This window comes from Azotobacter armeniacus, from assembly GCF_054779355.1.
The window spans coordinates 119,924-144,271 of sequence record NZ_BAAGYK010000165.1 but is presented as its reverse complement, the minus strand read 5'-3'; the positions used below and the strand labels follow the sequence as shown (position 1 = coordinate 144,271).

Here is a 24,348-nt window from a genome sequence, read left to right as displayed (position 1 = left end):
AAAAGGTTTTGGTGCCGGGCCGAGGAAAGTGCCCGGCCCGGCACCAAGCCTCCCTCGCCAGTCCCCACCAAACACTCCGCCGCATCAGGCCGCGAGGCAAGCCCCCCGTCCCCACACCCAAGCCAAACGCCACAGCCCCTCAAGGCAACGCCTCCAACGGCACCGGATACACATGATCCCGCGGGTCGCTGCCTTCGGCCAGGGACACCCAGCGGTCGGCATCGGCGTTGTACTTCTGGTAGTGCTTCAGCTTTGTGTTCAGCCGCCGAATGAATTTCTCCTGCTCCAACCCCTCCATGCCCTTCCAGGTCTCCTCGTCGAGGCTGAGCACTTCGCTGAGGTACGGCAGGCCCTCCAGGTACTCGGCCATCAGGCCCATTTCCGCCAGGGTGGCGGACTTGCCCTTCTGCAGCTGGCTGGGGTCCTTGCCCATGGTCGCGGCCACCGAGCGCAGGCGCTCGAACATCTCGTTGGGCGAGATCAGGCCTTCGTTGGCGGCGTCGGCGATTTTCTTGACTACTTCACTCAGGTCGCTGAGCTGGGCCTTGGTCAGCAGCACGCGCACTTCGGTGGTCGGCACGTTCTGTTTGACGAAGTCGCGGTCGCTGATCCAGGCGTGGAACACCGGCGGCGCGCTGGCTCCGGTGACTTCGCCGAGGTAAGCCAGGCGCATGGCGTGGCCGAGCTTGGCGGTATCTTCCAGCAGGGCGTCGTCGGCCGACTTGCCATTGCCTTTCTTGCCATAGTCGGCGTCGGCGCCGAGGGCGCTGCCGGCGGCCATTTCGCCGCGGTAGGCGGCCTTGACCTGGCCGGTGATGGCGGCGGCCAGGCCGTCGATCTTGCGGCCGAAGTTATCCACATCGCCGGCGTCCACCGGGTAGTACAGCGGCTTGTTGAGGAAGGGGTTGTTCGACAGGTCGCGGTACTGCGCCTCGGCGGAGGCATGGTTCTTCGCCCCGCTCGGCGTCTTCAGGTGCAGGCTGTAGATGGCCACGCCGCGGTGCTTGGCCTCCAGGCGCACCTGGGCGGCGTCGAGGCCGGTGGCGGACAGCGGATCGTCGCCGGCCAGCGCGCCGGCATCGCTGACCAGCACGATGTAGCGGGCGCCGAACTGGGTCCAGTCGATGCCGTCCAGCGCCTGCATGACCCCGGCGTAGGCGTCCTCGTCGAAGCGGCTGCTGGACACCGTGGCTGGCTTCAGCGCGGCCATCCTGGCGAGGAAGTCCTGGCCGCCCTGCACCTGGGTCGGATCGACGTACAGCTTGCTGACGTATTCCAGCGCCGGCACTTCCTTGATGTTGGAGCGGTAGGCGACCAAGCCGAACTTGACCTGTTTGAGCAGCTTTTCCTGCTCGATGTGCTGGTAGATCTTCCTGATCGCCTCGCGGGTCCGTTCGATGTACGGCCCCATGGAGATGGTCGAGTCGATGACGAATACCACGGCGGCGCTGAAGCCCTTCAGGGTGTTCACCTCGCCGGCCTTGTCCTGGGCAGCCTGGTCGGCGGCCTTCTTCTCGGCGGCGGTCACCGAGGCGACCTCCAGCTCGCGCACCTGGAAGCCCTTCTCGGTGAGGATTTCCCGCGCATCGAGCACCGGCAGCAGATAGAAGCGCTTGGCCAGGTCGACGGCGTAGTCCGGCTCGCGGGCGACCACGGCCGGATCGCGGCCCTGGCTCGCCAGGTTGGCGCGAATCGGCTTGAGCAGCTTGCCGGGGTCGTCCTCGGCGAACAGCTTGTCGAGGGTCTCGCGCTGGCGGAAGAACAGCAGCGGATCGCGCCCGGCCGGGTTGGTCAGCGCCAGGGTCATCTGCATCTTCCACTCCACCGCGCAGCCGCCGTCGATCCAGCCGAGGGTCTTGCCGTAGCTGTCCGGGCCGACCCGCAGCCATTGGGCGTCGCCGACTTTCTGCCGCTGGTACACGTAGAAACGGGTGAAGGCCGGTTGCAGCTTGCCGTCGGCCGCGCCGGGCTGGTCGCCGAGGCGGCAGCTGGGCGTGGTCAGCACGCGCTGGTAGAGGCTCTTCTTTCCCGCCTGCAGCAGGGGCTTGTCGTCGGCCGCCAGCGCCGGGCCGGCGCAGGCGCCCAGCAGCAGGCCGCCGAGCAATGCCATCTCACGCCACATCTTCATTCTCCCACGCGGGTTCATGGTTTCAGGGCCTCCAGGCGTTTCCTGGCATCCGCGTTGGCGGGGTCGTTGGCCAGCGCGATCTCGTACCAGTACGCCGCGGTCTCGGCATCGGCGGACTCCACGCAGCCGCCCGCGGCGAAGCTCTGCGGGTCGTACTCGCGGGCATAGGCGAAGGCGATGGCGGCGTCGCCGGCCTGGGCCTTGTGCGCGTAGAGACGCTGCACCACGCCGCAGCGCCTGGACTGCTTGGCGGCATCGATCACCTCCAGCACCTGGGCGCTGGACGGATTCGACCGCAGGCAGGCCTGGATGAACGCCAGGTCGTCTCCGATCCCCTCCAGCGCTGTCTCGCCACATGCCCCCGCCTCGCCGACGACCGCGGCAGCAGGCGTCGAGGCCACCGCGGGCGTGTCCTCCTGCGGGCGCAGGACGAAGTACCAGTAGGCGGCCAGCCCGACGCCGATCAGCAGCATCAGCCCGGCGACCAGCGGCAGCCATCTGGCGGGTTTCCGGGGCTTCGGCGCCGGCGCTGCGCTGAACTCTTCGTCCCGCTCGGCGACCAGCGGCCGGTCCGCCCGTGGCGTTTCGACCGGCGGCGGCTCGACGACCTCCTCGGCCGGCAGCTCCGGTTCGGACTCCGGTTCAGGCGGCGCGGCCGGTGGCTCGGACGGCCGTTCGTCCAGCGGCTGCGGGTGGCCGACTGCCGGCGAGGACAAAATATTGCCGACGATGCGCAGCACGCCGCCGTCGCTCTGCCCGGCATCGCGCAGCTGCAGCCGGTAGACCATCTTCGGGTCGCGGACCAAGGGATCGACCAGCCAGGGACCGACGGTGCCGAGCAGCAGCTCGCCGCGGCGCTCCAGGCCGTCGATGGCATGCCAGGCGGGCAGGCTGCCCCATCCGCCGCCGGCATCCAGGTAGAGGCTGTCCTGGTTGCGCAGCACGCTCAGTTCGAGGCCATCGGTGTTGCCCGGCCAGCCGCGCACGGTCAGTTCGCCATACCCGGGTTGGCCGCTGGCGGCGGCTGTCAGTTCGATTCTCAGCATGCGTCAGTCCGCCCGTGCCGATTGAAAGGTGGCGAGGATCCGGCCCAGCGCTTCGTTCTGTTCAAGGGTGATTTCCCGGCCGGCGCTGTGGCCGGCATTCTCCTCGGCGATCCGCGCCAGCGCCACCAGCCAGTCGCCGACGTAGCGCCGGGTGTAGTCGAGCGGTTGTTCCGTCAGGCGCGGCAACTGGCCCCGGGCGATGGGCGACGGCGGCTGGAACAGTTTGGCGTCGCGCTCGATGCGGCTGTCCAGACGCTGCTCGAGGGGCTGCTCGATGAGGCCCAGCCAGCCGATGAAGTCGCCGAGCACCGTCTTGGCCGTGAGCACCTGGCGGCCGGCGAGCTGCTCGCGCTTGGTGCCGACCTGCTCGGTGCTGACGATGGCCTGCAGCAGGCGCTGTTCCAGACCGAGCCGGCTGGCGCCGGTGACCAGCTCGTCGACAAGGGCCTCGACCGCCGGCTTGGCGAAGCCCAGGTAGGTCATCAGCCGCACGTCTTCGGGCAGGTGGCGCAGGTGGCCGATCCACTCGCGCAGCACCGCCTGGGCGAAGCGCGCGTCGCTGCCACGGGGCTGCCGCGCCGTCGCCGAAGGGCTGGCGGCGGCGAGCGGCTCGTTGTCGCCGAAGGGGTCGAAGGTGTCGTTGCGATCCAGGTCGAGGCCCAGGTTGAGCGCACCCGCCGGCGGCGTGCCGCCCGGCAGCAGGTTGCTGCCGGGCGCCGGCGCCGGCGTGTCGTCCTCGTCGCCGGCGCGCAGGTAGAGCGCGCGCAGCAGGTCGTCGGGCAGTTGCATCCGCTGCAGCAGTTCGCCGAGCAGGAGGCGCCGCGGCCACAGGGCATCGGAGATCTGCCGGGCGATCCGGCGTTTCCTTTCCAGCTCGCCGGCGCCTTCGGCCTGGAACCAGTGGCCGAGGCGGCTTTCCAGCAGGTGCAGGACCGCCTCCAGCTGCTCGCCGATGCGCCCCAGCTTGACCTCGCGCAGGGCGACCTGGCGCAGATAGCGGCCGATCCGCCCCATGCCGCCGTCGTTCAGCGCCAGCATGGCGTCCCAGGCATCTTCCGGGTCGCGGATGTGGCGGTAGACCGTCTCGTCCTCGCAGAAGGTCCGGCGCATCAGCGCCAGCGGCTCGCGTGCAGCTTCGTGGACGGCCACCTCCTGGCCATCCTGCAGGTCGAGGAAGGTCACCTTCAGGCGCGGCTTGCGCACCAGGAAGCTGTTGTCGAACGGCCGACCGTCAGCCCAATCCTGCAGCCAGGCGTACTGGCCGAAGCGCTCGAGCATGGTCATCTTCATCATGCCGCCGCTGCCCCAGCCCAGGCGCAGCAGGTCCTCGCCCTTGTCCAGGTCGCTGCCGATGCGCATGTCGAACATGGTGATCGCCCACAAAAGGCCGGGCTTGCGGCGGGCCCGCTCGGCCGGCGTCTCGCCCTGGGTCCGGTCGATCCAGCGGCTCAGCACCGGGCCGACGCTGGTGACGTCCGACTGCTTGTTCGACGGCGTGCAGACGATCAGCACGTTCATTTCCTGGCTGTCGGTGTAGCGCTCGAAGAGGTAGGCGACCTTGCCGCGCAGGATGAGCTGCGCCACCGGGTTGCTGTCTTCGCTGTTCACCGCGCGGCGCACCTCGTCCAGCGACTCGACGCCGAGACGGCCGCGATAGCCAGGGAAATCGAGCAAGTCGACCTGTTCGAACATGGGCTCGCTGGTCGGCTCGACCAGCGGGAAGACCAGCTCGGCGGTGAGCGCCGCCAGCTGCACCAGGGTCAGCTCGACTTCGCCGCGCAGCACGCCGTCCGCCCAGGGGCGCACGGCGATGCGCTGGTCGCTGTCCTTGCCCAGGCGCTCGAGCATGTCCACGTTCATGATGCTGTCGGCCTGGGACAGGCCGCCCTGCGGCGTGGGGCGCACCAGCGCGGTCAGCGGCGCGAACACCCGCTCGGCGTGACCCAGGCTGGCCAGGGCGCGGGCGAAGACCAGGTAGGTTTCGCTCAGTTCGGGGATCTCGCCCCAGAAGATCGAGAACAGCCGGGCGCGGTCCTCCAGCGCCAGGTATGGCGCCAGCTCGACCGCTGCCGGCCAGTAGTAGCCGCCCAGCGCGCCCAGCGTTCCCGGAAAGCTGCCCTGCAGGTAGTCCCACAGCGCCACCACGGCGTCCGCGTCGACGCCCGGCACCGGGTACGGCTGGCGGCGCCTTTCGAGGTCCCTGAGCAGCTGGCGGATCGCCGTTTCGTCGAAGCCGTAGCGCACCTTCTCGGTGTTGAAATCGTTAAAGAAGGAGTTGGCCAGGACCTTGGCCAGCTCGATCTCGGCGAACAGCTTCAGCTCCAGCGGGAACTCGGCAGGTCCCGGACGGGCGGTGCGGCTGAAGCGCGTCACCAGACCAGTGGCCTCCTTGCCGCCGCCCGGCGGATTGACGTGGGTGAGGAAGTCCAGGCGGTCGCCGCCCAGGTCGGTTTCCAGCTTGCCGTTGGCACCGGCCGCGAGGCTGGAGATCAGGTAGGACTTGCCTGCCTGGGACAGGCCGAAGAAGCCCACGGTCATCGGCAGGGCGGACACCGTGCCGAGGCGCCGCGCGGTATTGCGCACGCGGCGCAGGCTGAGGATCAGGTCGTCCGCCTCGTTATCCAGGCGCGGTGCAAAGCGGCGCACCTCGTCGATCCAGCGGATCGCCTCGCCCGCTCCGCTGTGGACGGCGGACCAGCGCTGGGACAGTCGTTCGGGCGATTGGTCAGGGTATGTCATCGATCATTGTTCCCCTGTGGCGAGGGAGCCTGGGTTTGGGCGAGATGTGTTGATATTTTGGGGTCTGCTGCTGACCCCACACCAAAGGCCCGGCCAGCACGAACGAAACAACAATCGCCGCAGCCCCTCATTCATTTCCGAAACACGCTTCCACTGTCGAGCCAGTATTGGGATTCGCCCAGCCCGGCATCGGGCAGGGTGTTGAGCTTCAGGCGGACATGGGTGCGGCTGACCGAGCCGCTATCCGACTCCACGCCGAGCAGTTCGAAACGCTCGCTGCCCTCGGCCGGGTTGCGCGAGGGCTTGATGCCCAGGCGCACCTTGAGCACCAGTCCCTTGGACGCCATTTCCTCGCGCAGTTTCGGGCTCTCGATGCCGAGGATATACAAAGGCGCGGCCGACCAGCGCTCGCAGGACAACTGGCGAAAGCCCAGGCGCATGGTGCCACGCATGTCGAAGGTGGTGTCCGGCAGGCGGTAGTCCGGGTCGTCCAGATCGATGTCGCGATAGTAGACGTTGCTGTCCTTGAGGACGTTGTTGTTGTCGATCAGCCCCAGGTGTCTGAGCGTCGAGTAGGACTTGAAGGCCGCCACGCGGAAGTAGAAGTTCGGCAGGCGCAGGCTGCGGCTCAGCAGGCAGAGCATGGCGCCGACGGCCGCGGTGGTCTTCGGGTCCTCGATGCGGTCCAGCTTGTTGAACGGGTACCAGCCGCCGGTGCGGTACTGGTTGAGCGACAGGATGCGCCCCGGCGGCAGCGGCAACAACTCGCGGAACAGCGCCTGCACGCCGGGCAGGCACGACGGCCGGCCGGTGAGCAGGAGCACGTCGCAGGGATAGCTGTGCACCACCTCGCAGAGCGCCTGGATCGTCTTGCCGATGCTCATGCGGTCGCCGATGAAGGCTTCGTGGATGCGCCGCAGGCTGACGTCCAGGGGGGTGGCGAGGATGTCGAACGGCGCGGCCTCGTTGCCCAGCTGGCGACGCACGGCGCTGCCGACGTAGTCGAGCACGTCCTCGGTGGGGCGCTCGCCGAGCAGTTCGCCGAAGGTGGCGCTGACCCGGCTGCCCGGCTCCAGCGGGTCGTACTGCTCGTAGGCCTTGAGCAGGCGCAGACCGATGGGGCCGAACACCTGCAGGGTCAGCTGCTGGCGCAGCACGGCTTCCTGCACGGCCAGCGGTTCGCTGCCGATCAGCCGCGACAGCAGCGCCTCGGGCGTGGCGATCCCGGCCCGGGACAGGGCTTCGCGCAGCGCCGGCAGGACGAACTGGCGGATCACGTCGAGCAGGATGTCGTCGCCGGCGACCTTGAAGCCGTCGCGGAAACGCTGTTCGGGGCTGATGTAGACGTTGCCGCCGACGCCGTCGTCGAGGCGGTATTCGGTGATCACCAGATCCGTGGTGCCGCCGCCGATGTCGATCGAAGCGATGGTCAGGCGATCCTTGTGCGGCTGGTCCGGACGCGCCATGGCGGCGAAGAACTCCTCCGAGCGTCCGGCGAAATTGTTCTGCGTTTCGTTGAACAGGTAGACCACCTGGCCGCAGGTGGCCTCGTCCCACTGCACATGGACTTCGGGGAACCAGGGCCAGGCCGTCTCGCGGCTCTTCGGGTCCTTGAGGTCGATGGGGTCGTCTTCGGGGTGCCAGCCGAGACTCTTCCAGACCAGGCCGATGGCCTGCTCCATGCACTTGGCGAAGATCTCGCGCTCCGGCTTGGGCATCGACGGCGGCACGGTGAGGATGATCGAGCGCAGGTGGCGCGGCACCCGCGAGTGGCTCATGCGCAGGCGCTGCGAGGGGCTGTTGATCTGCATCAGCGCCTGGCCAAGGACCTCGGAAAGCATGAAGGTCATCAGCGAGCTGCGCGAATAATGCGGGTGGAACACCGGCATGCGCTCGTCGAACGGCAAGGTGTAGAGCGCCTGGCCCTTCTCGTTGATCAGCCCGGCCACCGGGGCGGCGGTGGCATGCGGTTCGCTCTCGGTGCGCAGTGCGGCGCAGTTGAAGCGCCAGCCCGGCTCGTAGCTGTCCTCGTCCCACAGGTAGCGCTTGGGACTCGACAGCCCGGTCGAGCCTTCGGTGCCGCGCCGGCGCCCGGCCAGTCGCCCCGCCTCGCGACCGACGCGGGCGATGGTCGGCCAGAGGAACGCCTCGCGGCGGCCGCTCTGCACCGAGAAATGGTCCTTGCCGAACATCGCCTGGGCGAATTCGACACGGCTCTCGAAGGGTTCCGGATAGACCTGCTCGGGCCGGGTCAGGTCGCGCAGCTCCAGTTCGTAGCGCTTGCTCAGGCCGTCGTTCTCCTGCGGATGGTCCTCGATCAGGATGCCGCAGGTGCGCGAGTTGCCGACGTCCAGCACCATGTCCACCGGAATCGCCTTGTGCACGTCGCTGTCACGGTTGGACACCACCTTGAGTTCCGGCACCGGCAGGTGCGTCCCCAGGAGATGGAGCAGATTGAGGTAATGCGCCTGGTGGTGGAGCTGCTCGCACTCGGCCTGGATGTCGTCGGGCTGCATGCGGAACGGCGGCAGCTGCGCCTGCTCGGTGAACACCTCGCGCAGCCAGCCGTCGACCCAGCCGAGGTCGAGGAACCAGCCCATTTCGTCGGCCTGGTGGGCCAGTGCGAAGCTGGCGCCGGCACGGACATCGTCGCGGGTCGGCGCCAGGTAGGCGGTAGCCTGCTGACTGGCGAAGACCTTGGTGTCGAAGGCGAAGGTGATGCGGTGGGTGTTGCCGTCCGGGTCCTCGCCTTCACCGAGTTCGACGATGCGCACCCGCGACCAGTTGCTCGGGCCATCGTCGAAACGCCGCGGCGGGCTGCAGCGGAAGAACGGCAGGGGCAGCCAGAGCCCCTTGAGCAGGCGCATCGAATCCTCGACGGCCATGCTGAAGGCAGGCGTCACCCCCTTGCCGGGCTCGGCCGGATGGCAGAAGCCGTTGCTGCGCGCATCGAACAGCAGCCGGACCAGGGGGCCGTCGCTGCGCGGCCGGACGAACTCGCCGGGCAGTTCGCGACGCAGTTCCAGTTTGACGGCGAAATCCAGGAACTGGATGCCGCTGCCCATGATCAGGGTGATCCTGTCTTCGTAATCGGTCTTTTCCGGAAACATGCTGCTGTGCTCGCCTCAGTTGCCGCCCTGGCGCATCGACATGGGGAATTCCTGATCTCCGTAACGGCCGGTGCAGTCCGCCGCACTCCGGGCATCCGGCGTGCAGGTCACCTCCGGCAGTCGGTAGCGGCTGCCATCGTCGCAGGTCGCCTGACCCTGGTTGGCGATCGACAGGTTGCCGCCCTGCATCGAGGCGTTCACCGCTCCCGAGCATTGCACGCCGTCGTCACGGCGGATATTGACCCGACCCTTGCCGTCCTTGAAGTCGTATCCCAGTTGCAGTGGCTTGCCGGTTCTGGCGTCCTGGATGCCGGCACCGGCCTGCCAGTTGCCGTCGAGGAAACCGGTCGAACCGCTGCTCCGGGCCTCGGGCGGGATGCTCATGGGTTTGGTCGCCTCTTCGTTGGACTGCTTCTCCTGCGGGGCCTTCGGGTCGTCCGCGGCCTGTTCATCGGGTTGCGGCGGAACCGGCTGTTCCGACGGATCTTCGGGTTTCAGCTCGGGCTCCGCTTCCAGGGCGGACTGTTGCTGGTCCTCCACCGCGGGTTCGTCCACTGTGGCTCCATCCGCTCCGGGTTCGCTCGCCAATGCCTCTTCGATCGGCAGTTCCTCGACAGCCGTTGCCTCGCCCGGCACCTGCACGCCTTCGCTATCCTGCCCGGCCGCATCGATTCCAGTGACGCCGGCAGTGCCCAGGGTACTCTCCACCCCCACGGCGCCCCCGCGCAGCTGGACATCCAGCGGAGCCCTTTCTTCGGCCGGCAGACCGGGCAGGTCGACATGGGACAGCTCGAACGGCAGTTCGACGCTCGGTGCGCAGGCGCGCATAAAAAACAGCAACAACAGCAGGAGCAACGGCAGAAGCAGCAGCCACAGCCAACGCCGCCACCAGGGTTTTTCGGCCACCACGGGAGCCAGGGGCGGCGGCGTGGGGGCGGCGCTCGCCGTGACAGGTGCTGCCGGCCCGGCAGTCTGCAGGCAGGCCAGGGGATCGGGCAGTTGGTTGGCCTGGTGCTGGGTGAACCCCCAGAAGGTGATCACCGGTTTGCCGTCGACCAGGTAGACGTGGTTGGCATCGGGGAAGTGCAGGGCCTTTTCCAAGAGGCGGCCGAAGACCTGCTTTTCCCGGTTCTGCGCATCGTTGCGCATGCTTTCGCCGGTGGCCCGCAGTTGGGTCTGCATCGCCTCGAGCTGGGCCTGGGCCTGTACGCGCTCCTCCGGGGTCGCTGCCGACCAGGGCACTACATCGCCTTCGACCGGTGCGTACCAATCGATGCGATCACCGGTTTCGTTGGACTGCGGGATAGCCAGGCAGTCGGCCGCTTCGCGGCGCATCTTCAGGCGGATGGCTTCGCGCAGCTGCAGCGCCACGCCATGGACTGGCTGACCGTCGACGCCGAGAGCCCTGAATTCCCGTAGCGTTCCCGTACGAAGCAATGCACCCGGCATCCCGATTATCCTTTTTCCAGACCGGTCAGTGGAGTTCCGGCCTTGTTGAACGATGTCGACTCCCCGGACACGAGCAAACCCATCAGGCAGGTCGGCCGCCGTCGCGGCAAGCTGTCGAACGGAGAACGGATGGACGTCGCTGTGACGACGTCGGCCAGAAATTCCCACGGCCCGGAAGGCGCCAAGCGACGCGGCCACTCCGGACACGGATGCATCGACAGGCCTGTTGCCCGGGAAGCATGCGGCATTGCTCATTTTCGCCTGGTCGCCGCTCTGGAAGCAAACCCGCCTGGCTGCTGCCGGACAAGCTCTGCCTGTCCTGGAGAGGACTGGAAAATAGGTAGCGGTGGCCGTCTGGAAAATGGGGGGTCGACAGAAGCGCCGGATCAGGCACTCCTTCACCAGTGCAATGCCCAGTCCTTGCGGGCTCCTGGCGGGGTGCCCCTGTCGGAGCAGGAGGGAATCCCTGCAGAATGACGGCTGCTTGCGGACCATCGAGCAAGCGCCATTCATGCCAGGCTTGCCAAGAAAAAAGGGTAGCCAAGGCTACCCTTTTGTCGTCGAGCGAAGAAGCGTCGAACTCAGTGACGGCCGTACTTCTTGCGCAGCTCGCTGATGGTGCGCAGCTGAGCGACGGCCTCAGCCAGACGGGCAGAGGCGGAACCGTAGTCGAATTCCGCGCCTTTCTCGCTGAGCGCCTTCTCGGCGGCCTTGACGGCTTCCTGAGCGGCGACCTCGTCCAGATCCTTGGCGCGGGTCGCGGTATCGGCGAGGACCTTCACCATGCTCGGCTGCACTTCGAGGAAGCCGCCGGAGATGTAGAAGATTTCCTCGTCGCCACCCTGCTTGATCACCCGCACCGGACCGGGCTTGAGATCGGTCAGCAGCGGCATGTGACCGGGAAGGATACCGACATCGCCCATGTGAGCGTGGGCGACGACCATTTCCACCAGGCCCGAGAACAGCTCTTCTTCCGCACTGACGATGTCGCAATGGACTGACATAGCCATATTCATGCCTCGGTTAGCAGGCGGCGCCACCGAGGTGACGACCGCCTGGTCGAGCGCCCGCTAGCGGGCGCTCCAGTTACAGTTTCTTGGCCTTCTCGATGGCTTCGTCGATGCCGCCAACCATGTAGAACGCCTGCTCCGGCAGGTGGTCGTAGTCGCCCTTGAGAATGCCGGCGAAGCCGCGGATGGTTTCCTTCAGCGACACGTACTTGCCCGGAGAACCGGTGAAGACTTCGGCCACGAAGAACGGCTGGGACAGGAAGCGCTGGATCTTGCGCGCGCGGGACACCAGCTGCTTGTCGGCTTCGGACAGTTCGTCCATGCCGAGGATGGCGATGATGTCCTTCAGTTCCTTGTAGCGCTGCAGCACGTACTGCACGCCGCGGGCGGTGTCGTAGTGCTCCTGGCCGATCACCAGCGGATCCAGCTGACGGGAGGTGGAATCCAGCGGGTCGACTGCCGGGTAGATACCCAGGGAGGCGATGTCACGGGACAGTACCACGGTGGCGTCAAGGTGGGCGAAGGTGGTCGCCGGGGACGGGTCGGTCAGGTCATCCGCGGGAACGTACACGGCCTGCACGGAGGTGATGGAGCCGGTCTTGGTGGAGGTGATGCGCTCCTGCAGAACGCCCATTTCCTCGGCCAGGGTCGGCTGGTAGCCCACCGCGGACGGCATACGACCCAGCAGTGCAGACACTTCGGTACCGGCCAGGGTATAGCGGTAGATGTTGTCGACGAACAGCAGCACGTCGCGGCCTTCATCACGGAACTTCTCGGCCATGGTCAGACCGGTCAGCGCCACGCGCAGACGGTTGCCCGGCGGCTCGTTCATCTGGCCGTAGACCAGGGCCACCTTGTCGAGAACGTTGGAGTCCTTCATCTCGTGATAGAAGTCGTTACCTTCACGAGTACGCTCACCCACGCCGGCGAACACGGAGTAACCGCTGTGCTCCATGGCGATGTTGCGGATCAGCTCCATCATGTTCACGGTCTTGCCCACACCGGCGCCACCGAACAGGCCGACCTTGCCGCCCTTGGCGAACGGGCAGATCAGATCGATCACCTTGATGCCGGTTTCCAGCAGCTCGTTGCCGCCAGCCTGTTCCGCGTAGGACGGAGCAGCGCGGTGAATGGTCCAGCGCTCTTCCTCGCCGATCGGACCGGCTTCGTCGATGGGGTTGCCCAGCACGTCCATGATCCGGCCCAGGGTGGCCGTGCCGACAGGCACGGAGATACCGGTACCGGTGTTGTTCACGTTCAGGCCGCGCTTGAGACCTTCGGTGGACCCCATGGCGATCGAACGAACGATGCCGTCGCCCAGCTGCTGCTGGACTTCCAGGGTGGTGGCCGCGCCTTCCACTTTCAGCGCGTCATAGACGTTCGGCACTTGATCGCGCGGGAATTCCACGTCGATAACGGCGCCGATGATTTGAACGATACGTCCGCTACTCATTACTTGGTTCCTCTAACCTTATGAACCGTTCTCAAACCGCGGCAGCGCCGCCGACGATTTCCGAAATTTCCTGGGTGATCGCCGCCTGACGGGCCTTGTTGTAGACCAGCTGCAGATCGCTGATCAGTTCGCCGGCGTTGTCGGTCGCATTCTTCATCGCGATCATCCGCGCCGCCTGCTCGGCTGCGCCGTTCTCGACCACGGCCTGGTAGACCTGCGACTCGATGTAGCGAACCAGCAGGTTGTCCAGCAGCTGCTGGGCATTGGGTTCGTACAGGTAGTCCCAGGACCCCTTCTGGACACCCTCATCGTCACTTGCAGCCAGCGGCAGCAGCTGCTCGACGTCGGGCTTCTGGGTCATGGTGTTGATGAACTTGTTCGACGCCAGGTACAGACGGTCCACACGGCCTTCGTGGAAGGCGTCCAGCATCACCTTGATGCTGCCGATCAGACTGTTGATCGAGGGCTCTTCCCCCAGGTTGCCGATCGCCGCGACCACATTGCCGCCGTAGCTGCGGAAGAAACTGGCACCCTTGTTTCCAATCACGCAGAAGTCGGCCTCGACACCCTTGTCGTGCCACTCCTTCATGTTCTTGATCAGGGCCTTGAACAGGTTGATGTTCAGGCCGCCGCACAGACCGCGGTCGGTGGAGACGAGGATGTAACCGACGCGCTTGACCGGGCGCTCGACCATGAACGGGTGCTTGTATTCCGGGTTGGCCTTGGCCAGATGGCCGATGACCTGACGGATCCGCTCCGCATAGGGACGGCTGGCAGCCATGCGCATCTGGGCCTTGCGCATCTTGCTGACCGCCACCTTTTCCATGGCGCTGGTGATCTTCTGCGTGCTCTTGATGCTCGCAATCTTGCTGCGAATCTCTTTTGCGCCTGCCATTTGACACCTTTCGGGTTAGCAGGCGGGAGCCTTGCGGCTCCCGCTGCGGCTTACCAGGACTGGGTGGCCTTGAACTTCTCGATGCCGGCCTTGAGGCCTGCATCGATTTCGTCGTTGAAGTCACCCTTCTCGTTGATCTTCGCCAGCAGGTCTGCTTTCTCACGCTGGAAGTAACCGATCAACGCCTGCTCGAAGGCGCCAATTTTGGCCACGGCGACGTCCTGCAGGAAACCGCGCTCGGCGGCATACAGGGACAGCGACATTTCGGCGATGGACATCGGCGCATACTGCTTCTGCTTCATCAGCTCGGTAACGCGCTGACCATGCTCAAGCTGCTTGCGGGTGGCTTCGTCGAGGTCCGAAGCGAACTGGGCGAAGGCCGCCAGTTCACGGTACTGGGCCAGAGCGGTACGGATGCCACCGGACAGCTTCTTGATGATCTTGGTCTGGGCCGCACCACCGACGCGGGATACCGAGATACCGGCGTTGACCGCCGGGCGGATACCCGAGTTGAACATGGAGGATTCCAGGAAGATCTGACCGTCGGTGATGGAAATCACGTTGGTCGGAACGAAGGCGGATACGTCGCCGGCCTGGGTTTCGATGATCGGCAGAGCGGTCAACGAACCGGTCTGGCCTTTTACAGCACCCTTGGTGAACTGCTCCACGTACTCTTCGGAAACGCGGGAAGCGCGCTCCAGCAGACGACTGTGGAGATAGAACACGTCGCCCGGGTAGGCTTCGCGGCCCGGCGGGCGACGCAGCAGCAGGGAGATCTGACGGTAGGCGACGGCCTGCTTGGACAGGTCATCGTAGACGATCAGTGCGTCTTCGCCGCGATCACGGAAATACTCGCCCATGGTGCAGCCGGCGTAGGGAGCCAGATACTGCAGGGCCGCGGACTCGGAAGCGGACGCAGCCACCACGATGGTGTTGGCCAAGGCGCCGTGCTCTTCCAGCTTGCGCACCACGTTGGCAATGGTCGACTGCTTCTGACCGATGGCCACATACACGCAGCGGATGCCGCTGTTCTTCTGGTTGATGATGGCGTCGATGGCCAGCGCGGTCTTGCCGATCTGGCGGTCGCCGATGATCAGCTCGCGTTGGCCACGGCCGACCGGGATCATGGCGTCGACCGACTTGTAGCCGGTCTGCACCGGCTGGTCGACCGACTTACGCCAGATCACGCCCGGCGCCACTTTTTCGACGGCGTCGGTGTGTTTGGCATCGATCGGGCCTTTGCCGTCGATCGGGTTGCCCAGGGCATCGACCACACGACCCAGCAGTTCCGGACCGACCGGGACCTCCAGAATGCGGCCGGTGCACTTGGCACTCATGCCTTCGGTCAGTCCCAGGTAGTTACCCAGGACCACGGCACCAACGGAATCTTGCTCCAGGTTCAGCGCCATGCCATAGATGCCGCCGGGGAACTCGATCATCTCGCCGTACATTACGTCGGCCAGACCATAGATGCGAACGATACCGTCAGATACGCTGACGACGGTGCCCTCGTTGCGGGCTTGGGCAGTCACATCGGTGTTCGCGATGCGCTGCTTGATGATTTCACTAATCTCAGCAGGATTCAGTTGCTGCATGCCATGACCCTCAAATCAGGATTTCAACGATTCGGCCAACTGGCTAAGTTTGCCGCGGACCGAACCGTCGACAACCACATCGCCGGCGCGGATGACCAGGCCACCGATCAGAGCAGGATTCACGACCTGCCTGGGGTTGACGGAACGATCTAGCCGCTTCGACAGGGCGGCAGCCAAGGTTTCGAGTTGCTGGGCGGAAAGCTCGTAGGCCGTCTCCAGTTCGACGTCGAGCGTCTTTTCAGCTTCCGCCTTGTACGCATCGAACAGCTCGCGCACGGTCGGCAACACGAACAGGCGATCGTGCTCGCCCATGTTGGCGATGAAGTTGCGGAACGCCTCATCGACGTCGGCGGCGAACAGACGCAGCACGGCCTCGACCTTGCTTTCGCGGGTCAGGCGCGGGTTGCGCAGCAGTTCGGCGACTTCGGGGGCTCCAACAACAGCGGCAGCCAGGCCCAACATGCCCGACCAGGCGTCGCTGCTGTTGGCCGCGCTGGCATACTCGAAAGCGGCTTTTGCGTAAGGCCGAGCAAGCGTCTGGTTATTGATCATCGCTTGCCTCGCTTAGAGTTGGGAGGCCAGTTTTTCGACCAGCTTGTTGTGTGCCTTGGTGTCCACCTTGGACTCCAGGATCTTCTCTGCGCCCAGGATGGCCAGAGCCGCCACCTGAGTACGCAGTTCATCCCTGGCACGGTTCATTTCCTGCTCGATCTCGGCCTTGGCCCCGGCGATCAGTCGCTCGCCTTCGGCACGTGCCTGCTGCTTGGCGTCTTCAACGATCGCATTGGCCTGCTTGTTGGCCTGCTCGATGATCTCGGCAGCCTGCTCGCGGGTTTCACGGAGAGTATTGGAAACCTTTTCCTGCGCCAGCTTCAGATCCTGCTGCGCACGGCCTGCAGCATCCAGACCTTCGGCGATTTTCTTCTGGCGTTCCTGCATGGCCTGGGTGAGTGGCGGCCAAACATACTTCATGCAGAACCAGACGAAAATAGCGAAGGCGATCGTTTGACCAAATAGCGTCAAATTCATGTTCACAGCGATTTACCTCGTGCTATCTCGTTCGGCGTGCTTGCCATTTCCACAGCGAGGGGGTTCGCCGGGCGAACCCCTTCTTGACCCGGGAAATGCTCAAGCAGCAGAGGGAGCGACAACGAAGATGAGGTACATCGCGATACCGACGCCGATCATCGGGACGGCGTCGAGCAGGCCAGCCATCAGGAAGGTCTTGGTTTGCAGCTGGGGAGCCAGCTCGGGTTGACGAGCGGTGGACTCCAGCAGCTTGCCACCCAGCAGGGAGAAGCCAATACCGGTGCCCAGGGCACCCAGACCGATCATGATGGAGGCGGCGATGATGACAAGTTCCATGTAAAGCTCCTGAAGCTAAGGGTAGGTTTGGTTGGGGAAGCGTTGTTGCCGGTCAGTGGTGGTCTTCGTGGGCGGCGCTCAAGTACACCACGGTCAGCACCATGAAGATGAAGGCCTGCAGCGGAATCACCAGGAGGTGGAAGATCGCCCAGGGCACATTCAAAGCCCACTGTGCCCAGAACGGCAGCAGGGCGATGAGGATGAACACCACCTCACCGGCGTACATGTTGCCGAACAGACGCAGAGCGAGACTCAGCGGCTTGGCCAGCAGGCCGAGGATCTCGAGGAACAGGTTGAATGGAACCAGCGACCAATGGTTGAACGGGGTGAACGCCAGTTCCTTGCCGAAGCCACTGAAACCCTTGACCTTGATGCTGTAGAACAGGATCAGGATGAAAACGCCGAGAGCCAGACCGAAGGTTCCGTTGGGGTCGGCGGTCGGCACGATCTTGAAGTAGGGCGCACCCAGGAGATGGGCCAGGCCGGGGATGAAGTCGACCGGAATCCACTTCAGGCTGTTCATCAGGAACACCCAGACGAAGATGGTCATGGCCAGGGGAGCGATCAGCGGGTTGCGGCCATGGAAGGTGTCCCGGACCATGCCCTCGACGAATTCGATGCACATCTCGGCGATGTTCTGCAGCGGCCCCGGCACCTTGGTGGAAGCGCTGAGCGCTGCCTTGCGGAACAGCCACAGGAACAGCACGCCCATGGCGATCGACCAGCCGATGGTATCCAGATGGATGGCCCAGAAGCCCATCTGCCTGGCCTCTTCCGGCGTCTGCGCGATGATCCAGCCCTTTTCCGGGTGTGAGCCGAAGACCAGGTTCTGTAGGTGATGCTGTATATATTCGACTGGAGTGTTCGCCATAAACGCCTCAAATACTCAATGCTTCGGATTGTTCCTCATCAGCAGGAGTGCGCTCGCTCCGGTACCGAGCACCAGCAGGTAGCCGCCGAACAGTGCCAGCGGCTCGAGAGGCTGCACCCCCACAAACACCAGCGCGAAGAGCGCCGCTGTCAGAATCAGTTTTCCCATTTCACCGGACCAAAGAGACTGGACCACGGCCTTGACCGAACGCGCGCCGAAATAGCGAAAGGCCTTATGGGCGAAATACAGGTTGGCCACCCAGGCGATCAGGCCTCCGAGCAGGGCCGAATACCCTGCGACCAACCCAAAAAACACACCGCACGCGAAGGCCGCAGCAAGCCCTGTCAGAGACTGCACGACCAATACGCGAAATACGGGGAGACGATGGAGAGGTGTCCGATTACGTATGTTCACACGATCCCCGTCGCCTTGGCGGAGCTTTCAACGAGCACGCCGCCTTCAAAATGCGCGGCGAGTATAGGGGCGGTTCCAAGTCGGTTCAACCATCGGGTAGTCTTTTCCGATCACCCGCTACACGCCGGAATATCAGCGGATATGGGCCAGGACACCTTGAAGTTCGTCCAGAGAATTGTAGCGGATCACAAGTTGCCCCTTGCCTTTCTGGCCGTGCTTGATCTGCACCGGAGAGCCCAAACGCTCGGCCAACCGCTGCTCCAGACGGGTTATGTCCGGATCGCTCGTGGGGGCTTTCTCGGGTTGTGGCTGGTCGTTCAGCCACTGGCGAACCAGCGCCTCGGTCTGACGGACGGTCAGACCGCGTGCGACAACGTGTCGCGCGCCTTCTACCTGCCGTTCGACGGGAAGACCGAGCAGTGCACGAGCATGACCCATTTCCAGATCGCCATGGGAGAGCAGGGTTTTGATCTCCTCCGGCAGGGAAATCAGCCGCAGCAGATTGCTGATGCTGACCCGCGACTTGCCCACAGCCTCGGCGACCTGCTGCTGGGTCAGCTGGAATTCCTGCTGCAGGCGCTGCAAGGCAATGGCTTCCTCGATCGGGTTGAGGTTCTCGCGCTGGATGTTCTCGATCAGCGCCATGGCAATAACCGCCTCGTCCGGCACATCGCGAATGATGGCCGGGATTTTCTCCAACCCGGCCTGCTGGCTGGCCCGCCAGCGCCGTTCGCCCGCGATGATTTCATAGCGCATGCCATCGATCGGCCGCACCACGATCGGCTGCATCACCCCCTGGGCCAGGATCGACTGCGCCAGCTCCTCCAGCGCTATAGGGTCCATGTCGCGGCGCGGCTGGTACCTGCCGCGCTGGATCAACTCCAACTGCAGGTGCTGCAGCTCATGGCCGTCGACCGGCTCCGCCTCCTTCTGCAGGGCGGTCACGCCGCCGGTACCGCCCAGCAAGGCATCCAGCCCGCGGCCCAGGCCTCGTTTCTTGATCGCCATGGAAGCTCCTTATGCTCTGGCACCGCGCATGGCCTGGCGCTGGCGGCGCGACAGTTCGCTGGCCAGCGCCAGATAGGCCTGGGCACCCTTGGATTGCTTGTCGTAGACCAACGCCGGCATGCCGTAGCTGGGCGCTTCGGCGAGTCGCACGTTGCGCGGGATAACGGTTTCGTAGAGCTTGTCGCCGAAATGCGCCTGGAGCTGATCGGAGACTTCGTTGGTCAGGCTGATGCGTGGATCGTACATGGTGCGCAACAGGCCCTCGATCTGCAGGCTAGGATTGAGCGCCTGGCCGATGCGCTGGATCGAGTTGACCAGATCGCTCAGGCCTTCCAGGGCGTAGTACTCGCACTGCATGGGGATGATCACCCCATCGGCGGCGGCCAGGGCATTGACCGTCAGCATCGACAGCGAGGGCGGACAGTCGATGAGGATGTAGTCGTAATTCTCGCGGATCGGTGCCAGGGCTTCACGCAGGCGGTGCTCCTTGCCCGGCTTGTCGAGCAGGACGACCTCCGCCGCGGTGAGATCGCGGTTGGCCGGTAGTAGCTGGTAGCCACCGTGTTCGGAGAACTGCATGGCCTCGGCGAAGCTGCAGTCGCCGGTCAGCACATCATAGATCGAATGCTCCAGATTCAGCTTGTCCACACCGCTGCCGGTGGTGGCGTTGCCTTGGGGATCGAGATCGATCAGCAAGACGCGTCTGCGCGTGGCCACCAGCGAGGCGGCCAGGTTGATGCAAGTGGTGGTCTTGGCCACACCGCCCTTCTGATTGGCGATGGCGAGTACTTTAGCCATGGTCAGCGTCTGTCCGGATCATGGAGTGCGGCGCAGTATCAGCAGATGGCGCTGACCCTGACAACCGGGAACCTTGAGCTCATAGGTACGTTCCAGTCGAAAATCGTTCGGCAGGGCCTGCAACTCGTCGTCCGGCTGCACGCCCTTCATCGCCAGCCAGCGGGTTTCGCCATCGCCGAGATGGCGGGTCCAGTTGGCGAAATCCGCCAGCGAACTGAATGCTCGCGAACAGATGCCGGAGAACGGCTGCGCGGGTGTGAATGCCTCGACCCGACTGTGAACAACTTCCAGGTTTTGCAATTGCAGCTCCAGTTTCACCTGGGTAAGGAAACGGGTCTTCTTGCCATTGGAATCCAGCAGGGTGAAGTACCGCTCAGGAAACAGGATGGCCAGCGGGACACCCGGCATACCGCCCCCACTGCCGACATCCAGCCAGTTATCCCCAGCCCCGGAGACCTGAGACACCACGCTGAGGCTGTCGAGCAGATGGCGCGAGACCATCTCGTGTGGATCACGCACGGCGGTGAGATTGTAGGCCTTGTTCCACTTGATCAACAGCGCCAGATAAGCCAGCAGCTGTTCCTGCTGGCGGTCGGACAGTTCGACGCCCAGCTCGCGGGCGCCACGCGCCAGTTCCTCGGCATGGCGGGAGGTGACGGTGGACATCAGGCGCTCTGCTCCAGGTTCCGGCCGGCGTCGCGCCTCTTCAGATGGATAAGCAGCAGGGAAATCGCCGCCGGAGTGACCCCCGGGATTCGCGAGGCCTGGCCGAGCGTCTGCGGGCGGGTCTGGCCGAGCTTGTGCTGGATCTCCTTGGACAGCCCGGAAATCGTAGCGTAGTCCAGATCGTCTGGCAGGCGGGTGCTTTCGCTGGCGCGCAGGCGGGCGATCTCGTCCTGCTGGCGGTCGATGTAGCCGGCGTACTTGGTCTTGATCTCCACCTGTTCGGCAACCTGTTCATCCTCGGCGCCGCCACCGGTCAGCTCGACCAGCCCGGCGTAGTCGATTTCCGGCCGGGCCAGCAGGTTGAGCAGGTTGTACTCGCGGGTCAGCGGGCTGCCGTAACGCGCGGCAACCGCCTCGCCCTCCGGAGTGCCGGGGCGCACCCAGGTACTCTTCAGGCGCTGCTCCTCGCGCTCGATGCCTTCGCGCTTGGCGCAGAACGCCGCCCAGCGGGCGTCGTCGACCAAGCCCAGCTCGCGGCCTTTCTCGGTCAGGCGCAGATCGGCGTTGTCTTCGCGCAGGATCAGCCGGTATTCCGCACGTGAAGTGAACATGCGGTACGGCTCCTGGGTGCCGAGGGTTATCAGGTCGTCGACCAGCACGCCGAGGTAAGCCTCGTCGCGTCTCGGGCACCAGGCCTCGCGGCCCCGGGCACGCAGCGCGGCATTGGCGCCGGCAAGCAGGCCCTGGGCGCCGGCTTCCTCGTAGCCGGTGGTGCCGTTGATCTGACCGGCGAAGAACAGCCCGCCGATCACCTTGGTTTCCAGGCTGTACTTCAGGTCGCGCGGATCGAAGAAGTCGTACTCGATGGCGTAGCCGGGACGCATGATGTGGGCGTTCTCCATGCCGCGGATCGAGCGAACGATTTGCAGCTGCACATCGAACGGCAGCGAGGTGGAGATGCCGTTGGGATAGATCTCGTGGGTCGACAGGCCTTCCGGCTCGAGGAACACCTGATGGCTGTCCTTGTCGGCGAAGCGGTGGATCTTGTCCTCGATCGACGGGCAATAACGCGGGCCGATGCCCTCGATCACCCCCGAGTACATCGGCGAGCGGTCGAGGTTGCCGGCGATGATCTCGTGGGTGCGCGCGTTGGTGTGGGTGATCCAGCAGCTGACCTGCTGCGGATGCTGCTCGCGCGAGCCGAGGAAGGACATTACCGGGACCGGCGTGTCGCCCGGCTGTTCGGTCATCTGCGAGAAGTCGATGGAGCGGCCGTCGATGCGCGGCGGGGTGCCGGTCTTCAGCCGGCCGACGCGCAGCGGCAGCTCGCGCAGGCGGCGGGCCAGGGCAATCGAGGGCGGATCGCCGGCGCGACCACCGGAATAATTCTCCAGGCCGATGTGGATAAGTCCGCCGAGGAAGGTGCCGGCAGTCAGTACCACGTTGTCGGCATGGAACTTCAGACCCATCTGGGTGACCACGCCGCGCACCTGTTCGCCTTCGACAATCAGGTCGTCGCAGGCCTGCTGGAAGATCCACAGGTTGGGCTGGTTTTCCAGGATGCGGCGGATCTCTGCCTTGTACAGCGCGCGATCGGCCTGGGCGCGGGTGGCCCGCACCGCCGGTCCCTTGCGGCTGTTGAGGATGCGGAACTGGATGCCGCCCCGGTCGGTCGCGATCGCCATGGCGCCGCCGAGGGCATCGATTTCCTTGACCAGGTGGCTCTTGCCGATACCGCCAATGGCTGGGTTGCAGCTCATGTGCCCGAGGGTTTCCACATTGTGGCTCAGCAGCAGGGTCTTCACGCCCATGCGCGCAGCCGCAAGCGCGGCTTCGGTACCGGCATGACCACCGCCGATCACGATCACGTCAAAACGGGAAGAGAAGTCCACCACGCACCTCGTGCCTGTTCGTAGGGGAAAAGGAAGGGCGGCAAGTATAGAGAGTTAGGCGGTGCGAATGAAGCTCCTGCACAAAAAATAACCAGCCGCATCTCGATGTCGTTTAACCTGGACCTGTAATGGAAATAAATAAGGATGAATTTTTAAAAAGCTTACTCTTATGTTTATGTTTAATCGCCATGATATCTGTGGATAACTAAGCAGACGCCATTGCTTGTTGGCTTTTCCAGCAAGAATAAGCCTGTGGCAATCCTGCCTGTGGATATAGGATAGCCTGTCGACTCCCTGTTCATGGATTTAGATATTATCCACAGGCAATTTTATCTTCAATTCTGTCACCGGTTTATCGACGGGGCTCAGTGAATGTTTTCCACAGACCTTGCAGACGCACAGCCGAGCGCTCGGGACGACGCCTGGCGCATCCAGGCGACGAACAGACCAACCCAAGGGGGAATGAGACAGGCGGCCCTTCAGGCTGAGGCGCCTTATTAGGCCGTTGAAAAAAGCCAGAGCGCTTTCCGCTCTGGCAAACTGACTGCCATCTCCTTCATGCAGAGCTCAGCCCAAGCCAATGCGTGGACTCGATCTCGAGCAAGACGAGCTGTTCAGCTACCCAGCGCTGGAACAGCGCATCCCGAACGACCATCCGCTGCGCCCATTGCGCCGGCGGCTCGATACGATCCTGGCTTCGATGGATCGGGACTTCGACGGGCTTCACTCCAGGCTGGGGCGTGCCTCGATCGCACCGGAGCGGCTGTTGCGCGCTTCGTCGCTCCAGGTGATCTGCACCGTCCGCTCCGAGCGGCAGCTGGTCGAGCAGATCGATTTCAACCTGTTGTCTGGTTTGCCGGTGGACGAGCCGGTGTGGGATCACTCGGCCTTCAGCCAGAGCCGCGACCGGCTGTTCAACCAGGAGGTGGCGCGCCTGTTCTTCGAGCGCATCAAGTCGCTGGAGCAGTGGCCCGGGTACGCCAGCGATGGGCATTTCAGCGTGGACGGCACGCGGATCGACGCCTGGGCTTCGCACAAGTCCCTCGCCCGCAAGGACGGCGGCAAGCCGCCGGCAGATGGCACGCGCAACCCCTACGCCGACTTCAAGGGCGAGAAGCGCAGCAACGCCACCCATCGGTCGACAACCGATCCCGAGGCCCGTCTGGCGCGCAACAACAACGGCGACGCCAGCCGCCTGGCGCATAGGGCACACACGATGATCGAGCACCGCAGCGGGCTGATCGTGGATGTGGAGTGCACCGGGTTCAACGGGCCTGCCGAAGTCGAGGCCGCGCTGGCCATGCTGGAGCGCACGGCCAAGCCGGGCAGCACGGTCGGGGCGGACAGGAACCATGGCCAACAGGCTTTTGTCCAGGTGGCTACCCTGCTCTCGTGATTCCGCTTCAGCCTGTCGTGGCGGAACGCCACGGCGCGGTAATGCTTCAGCCGCGCAAAGGCGTTCCCGACCAGATGCCGGTAGCGATACAGCCCCCGGTCCAGATCGGCATTGCCCTTGATCGAGTTGCGCTTTCGGGGGATGACCGCCCGGGCACCCTGCGCCTCGATCCGTTCGCGGATGCGCTCGCTGTCATGGCCCTTGTCGGCCAAGATCACCGCGGCGGACGGCAGCTGTGCAATCAGCTCGGGGGCCGAGCTACAGTCGCTGACCTCGCCCCCGGTGATCTCGAAGGCCACGGGCAATCCATGCGCATCGACGGCCAGATGGAGCTTGCTCGTGTTTCCTGCCCGGCTTTTGCCGATGGCTTCGGGCTGGTCGCTGGCCGCACCGGCACTGTGCTGGTGGGCCTTCACATAGGTGCCATCGATGAAAGCCCATTCGAGATTGGGCTCCTCGATCAATGCCTGGAAAACCTTGAGCCACTTGCCGGCCGCCGACCACGCGTTGAAA

18 protein-coding genes and 2 pseudogenes are annotated in these 24,348 nt (G+C 64.7%); 1 reads left to right on the top strand and 19 read right to left on the bottom strand.

Annotation, left to right across the window (positions count from 1 at the left end):
• Nucleotides 1-139: 139 nt before the first annotated feature.
• From ACYVD0_RS22675 to mnmG, 18 genes are all read right to left on the bottom strand, one after another.
• Nucleotides 140-2,122, bottom strand: coding sequence for a vWA domain-containing protein (locus tag ACYVD0_RS22675; RefSeq protein ID WP_460428886.1), 1,983 nt, complete (start codon nucleotides 2,120-2,122; stop codon nucleotides 140-142).
• A gap of 20 nt (nucleotides 2,123-2,142) precedes the next feature.
• Nucleotides 2,143-3,174 (bottom strand): flagellar basal body-associated FliL family protein, encoded by a 1,032-nt coding sequence (locus tag ACYVD0_RS22670; RefSeq protein ID WP_460428885.1) that lies wholly within the window; start codon nucleotides 3,172-3,174, stop codon nucleotides 2,143-2,145.
• Nucleotides 3,175-3,177: 3 nt separating this feature from the next.
• Nucleotides 3,178-5,913, bottom strand: coding sequence for a putative virulence factor (locus ACYVD0_RS22665; protein ID WP_460428884.1), 2,736 nt, complete (start codon nucleotides 5,911-5,913; stop codon nucleotides 3,178-3,180).
• Nucleotides 5,914-6,044: 131 nt separating this feature from the next.
• Nucleotides 6,045-9,023: a virulence factor SrfB gene (locus ACYVD0_RS22660; RefSeq protein ID WP_460428883.1), complete on the bottom strand. Its 2,979-nt coding sequence runs from the start codon at nucleotides 9,021-9,023 to the stop codon at nucleotides 6,045-6,047.
• Between the two features lie 15 nt (nucleotides 9,024-9,038).
• A complete protein-coding gene (locus tag ACYVD0_RS22655; RefSeq protein WP_460428882.1) occupies nucleotides 9,039-10,472 on the bottom strand; it encodes an SrfA family protein in 1,434 nt (477 codons plus the stop codon).
• 581 nt (nucleotides 10,473-11,053) lie between these two features.
• Nucleotides 11,054-11,482 carry a F0F1 ATP synthase subunit epsilon gene (locus ACYVD0_RS22650; protein WP_460428881.1) on the bottom strand — a complete coding sequence of 143 codons (429 nt, stop codon included), beginning with the start codon at nucleotides 11,480-11,482 and terminating at the stop codon, nucleotides 11,054-11,056.
• A gap of 76 nt (nucleotides 11,483-11,558) precedes the next feature.
• Entirely contained in the window at nucleotides 11,559-12,935 is a 1,377-nt protein-coding gene (atpD, locus tag ACYVD0_RS22645) for a F0F1 ATP synthase subunit beta (protein WP_460428880.1), read from the bottom strand.
• Nucleotides 12,936-12,966: 31 nt separating this feature from the next.
• Nucleotides 12,967-13,830: a F0F1 ATP synthase subunit gamma gene (atpG, locus tag ACYVD0_RS22640; RefSeq protein WP_460428879.1), complete on the bottom strand. Its 864-nt coding sequence runs from the start codon at nucleotides 13,828-13,830 to the stop codon at nucleotides 12,967-12,969.
• A 50-nt stretch (nucleotides 13,831-13,880) separates the two neighbouring features.
• Complete coding sequence (gene atpA, locus ACYVD0_RS22635; RefSeq protein WP_460428878.1) at nucleotides 13,881-15,425, bottom strand: F0F1 ATP synthase subunit alpha; 1,545 nt, start codon at nucleotides 15,423-15,425, stop codon at nucleotides 13,881-13,883.
• Nucleotides 15,426-15,440: 15 nt separating this feature from the next.
• Nucleotides 15,441-15,977: a FoF1 ATP synthase subunit delta gene (locus tag ACYVD0_RS22630; protein WP_460428877.1), complete on the bottom strand. Its 537-nt coding sequence runs from the start codon at nucleotides 15,975-15,977 to the stop codon at nucleotides 15,441-15,443.
• Between the two features lie 12 nt (nucleotides 15,978-15,989).
• The gene (locus tag ACYVD0_RS22625; RefSeq protein WP_460428876.1) at nucleotides 15,990-16,460 is read right to left on the bottom strand and encodes a F0F1 ATP synthase subunit B; all 471 of its coding nucleotides are present in this window, start codon (nucleotides 16,458-16,460) and stop codon (nucleotides 15,990-15,992) included.
• A 93-nt stretch (nucleotides 16,461-16,553) separates the two neighbouring features.
• A complete protein-coding gene (gene atpE, locus ACYVD0_RS22620) occupies nucleotides 16,554-16,790 on the bottom strand; it encodes a FoF1 ATP synthase subunit c (protein ID WP_460428875.1) in 237 nt (78 codons plus the stop codon).
• Between the two features lie 52 nt (nucleotides 16,791-16,842).
• Nucleotides 16,843-17,661, bottom strand: a complete 819-nt coding sequence (gene atpB, locus ACYVD0_RS22615; RefSeq protein ID WP_460428874.1) for a FoF1 ATP synthase subunit A — start codon at nucleotides 17,659-17,661, stop codon at nucleotides 16,843-16,845.
• Between the two features lie 15 nt (nucleotides 17,662-17,676).
• Nucleotides 17,677-18,075 carry a F0F1 ATP synthase subunit I gene (locus tag ACYVD0_RS22610; RefSeq protein ID WP_460428873.1) on the bottom strand — a complete coding sequence of 133 codons (399 nt, stop codon included), beginning with the start codon at nucleotides 18,073-18,075 and terminating at the stop codon, nucleotides 17,677-17,679.
• 132 nt (nucleotides 18,076-18,207) lie between these two features.
• Nucleotides 18,208-19,083: a ParB/RepB/Spo0J family partition protein gene (locus ACYVD0_RS22605; RefSeq protein ID WP_460428872.1), complete on the bottom strand. Its 876-nt coding sequence runs from the start codon at nucleotides 19,081-19,083 to the stop codon at nucleotides 18,208-18,210.
• A gap of 9 nt (nucleotides 19,084-19,092) precedes the next feature.
• Nucleotides 19,093-19,881: a ParA family protein gene (locus tag ACYVD0_RS22600; RefSeq protein ID WP_460428871.1), complete on the bottom strand. Its 789-nt coding sequence runs from the start codon at nucleotides 19,879-19,881 to the stop codon at nucleotides 19,093-19,095.
• A gap of 18 nt (nucleotides 19,882-19,899) precedes the next feature.
• On the bottom strand, nucleotides 19,900-20,547 hold the full coding sequence (gene rsmG, locus ACYVD0_RS22595; protein WP_460428870.1) for a 16S rRNA (guanine(527)-N(7))-methyltransferase RsmG: 648 nt from the start codon (nucleotides 20,545-20,547) through the stop codon (nucleotides 19,900-19,902).
• Nucleotides 20,547-22,439, bottom strand: coding sequence for a tRNA uridine-5-carboxymethylaminomethyl modification enzyme MnmG/GidA (gene mnmG / locus ACYVD0_RS22590; protein WP_460428869.1), 1,893 nt, complete (start codon nucleotides 22,437-22,439; stop codon nucleotides 20,547-20,549). The genes rsmG and mnmG overlap by 1 nt, the downstream gene beginning before the upstream one ends.
• A 580-nt stretch (nucleotides 22,440-23,019) precedes the next feature.
• Between mnmG and ACYVD0_RS22585 the strand changes: the two are divergent.
• Nucleotides 23,020-23,820, top strand: a pseudogene (locus ACYVD0_RS22585) (transposase); the annotation flags it as partial.
• Here the strand turns inward: ACYVD0_RS22585 and ACYVD0_RS22580 are convergent.
• Nucleotides 23,796-24,348 (bottom strand): annotated as a pseudogene (locus ACYVD0_RS22580) (IS5 family transposase); the annotation flags it as partial. The pseudogenes ACYVD0_RS22585 and ACYVD0_RS22580 sit on opposite strands and share 25 nt — an antisense overlap.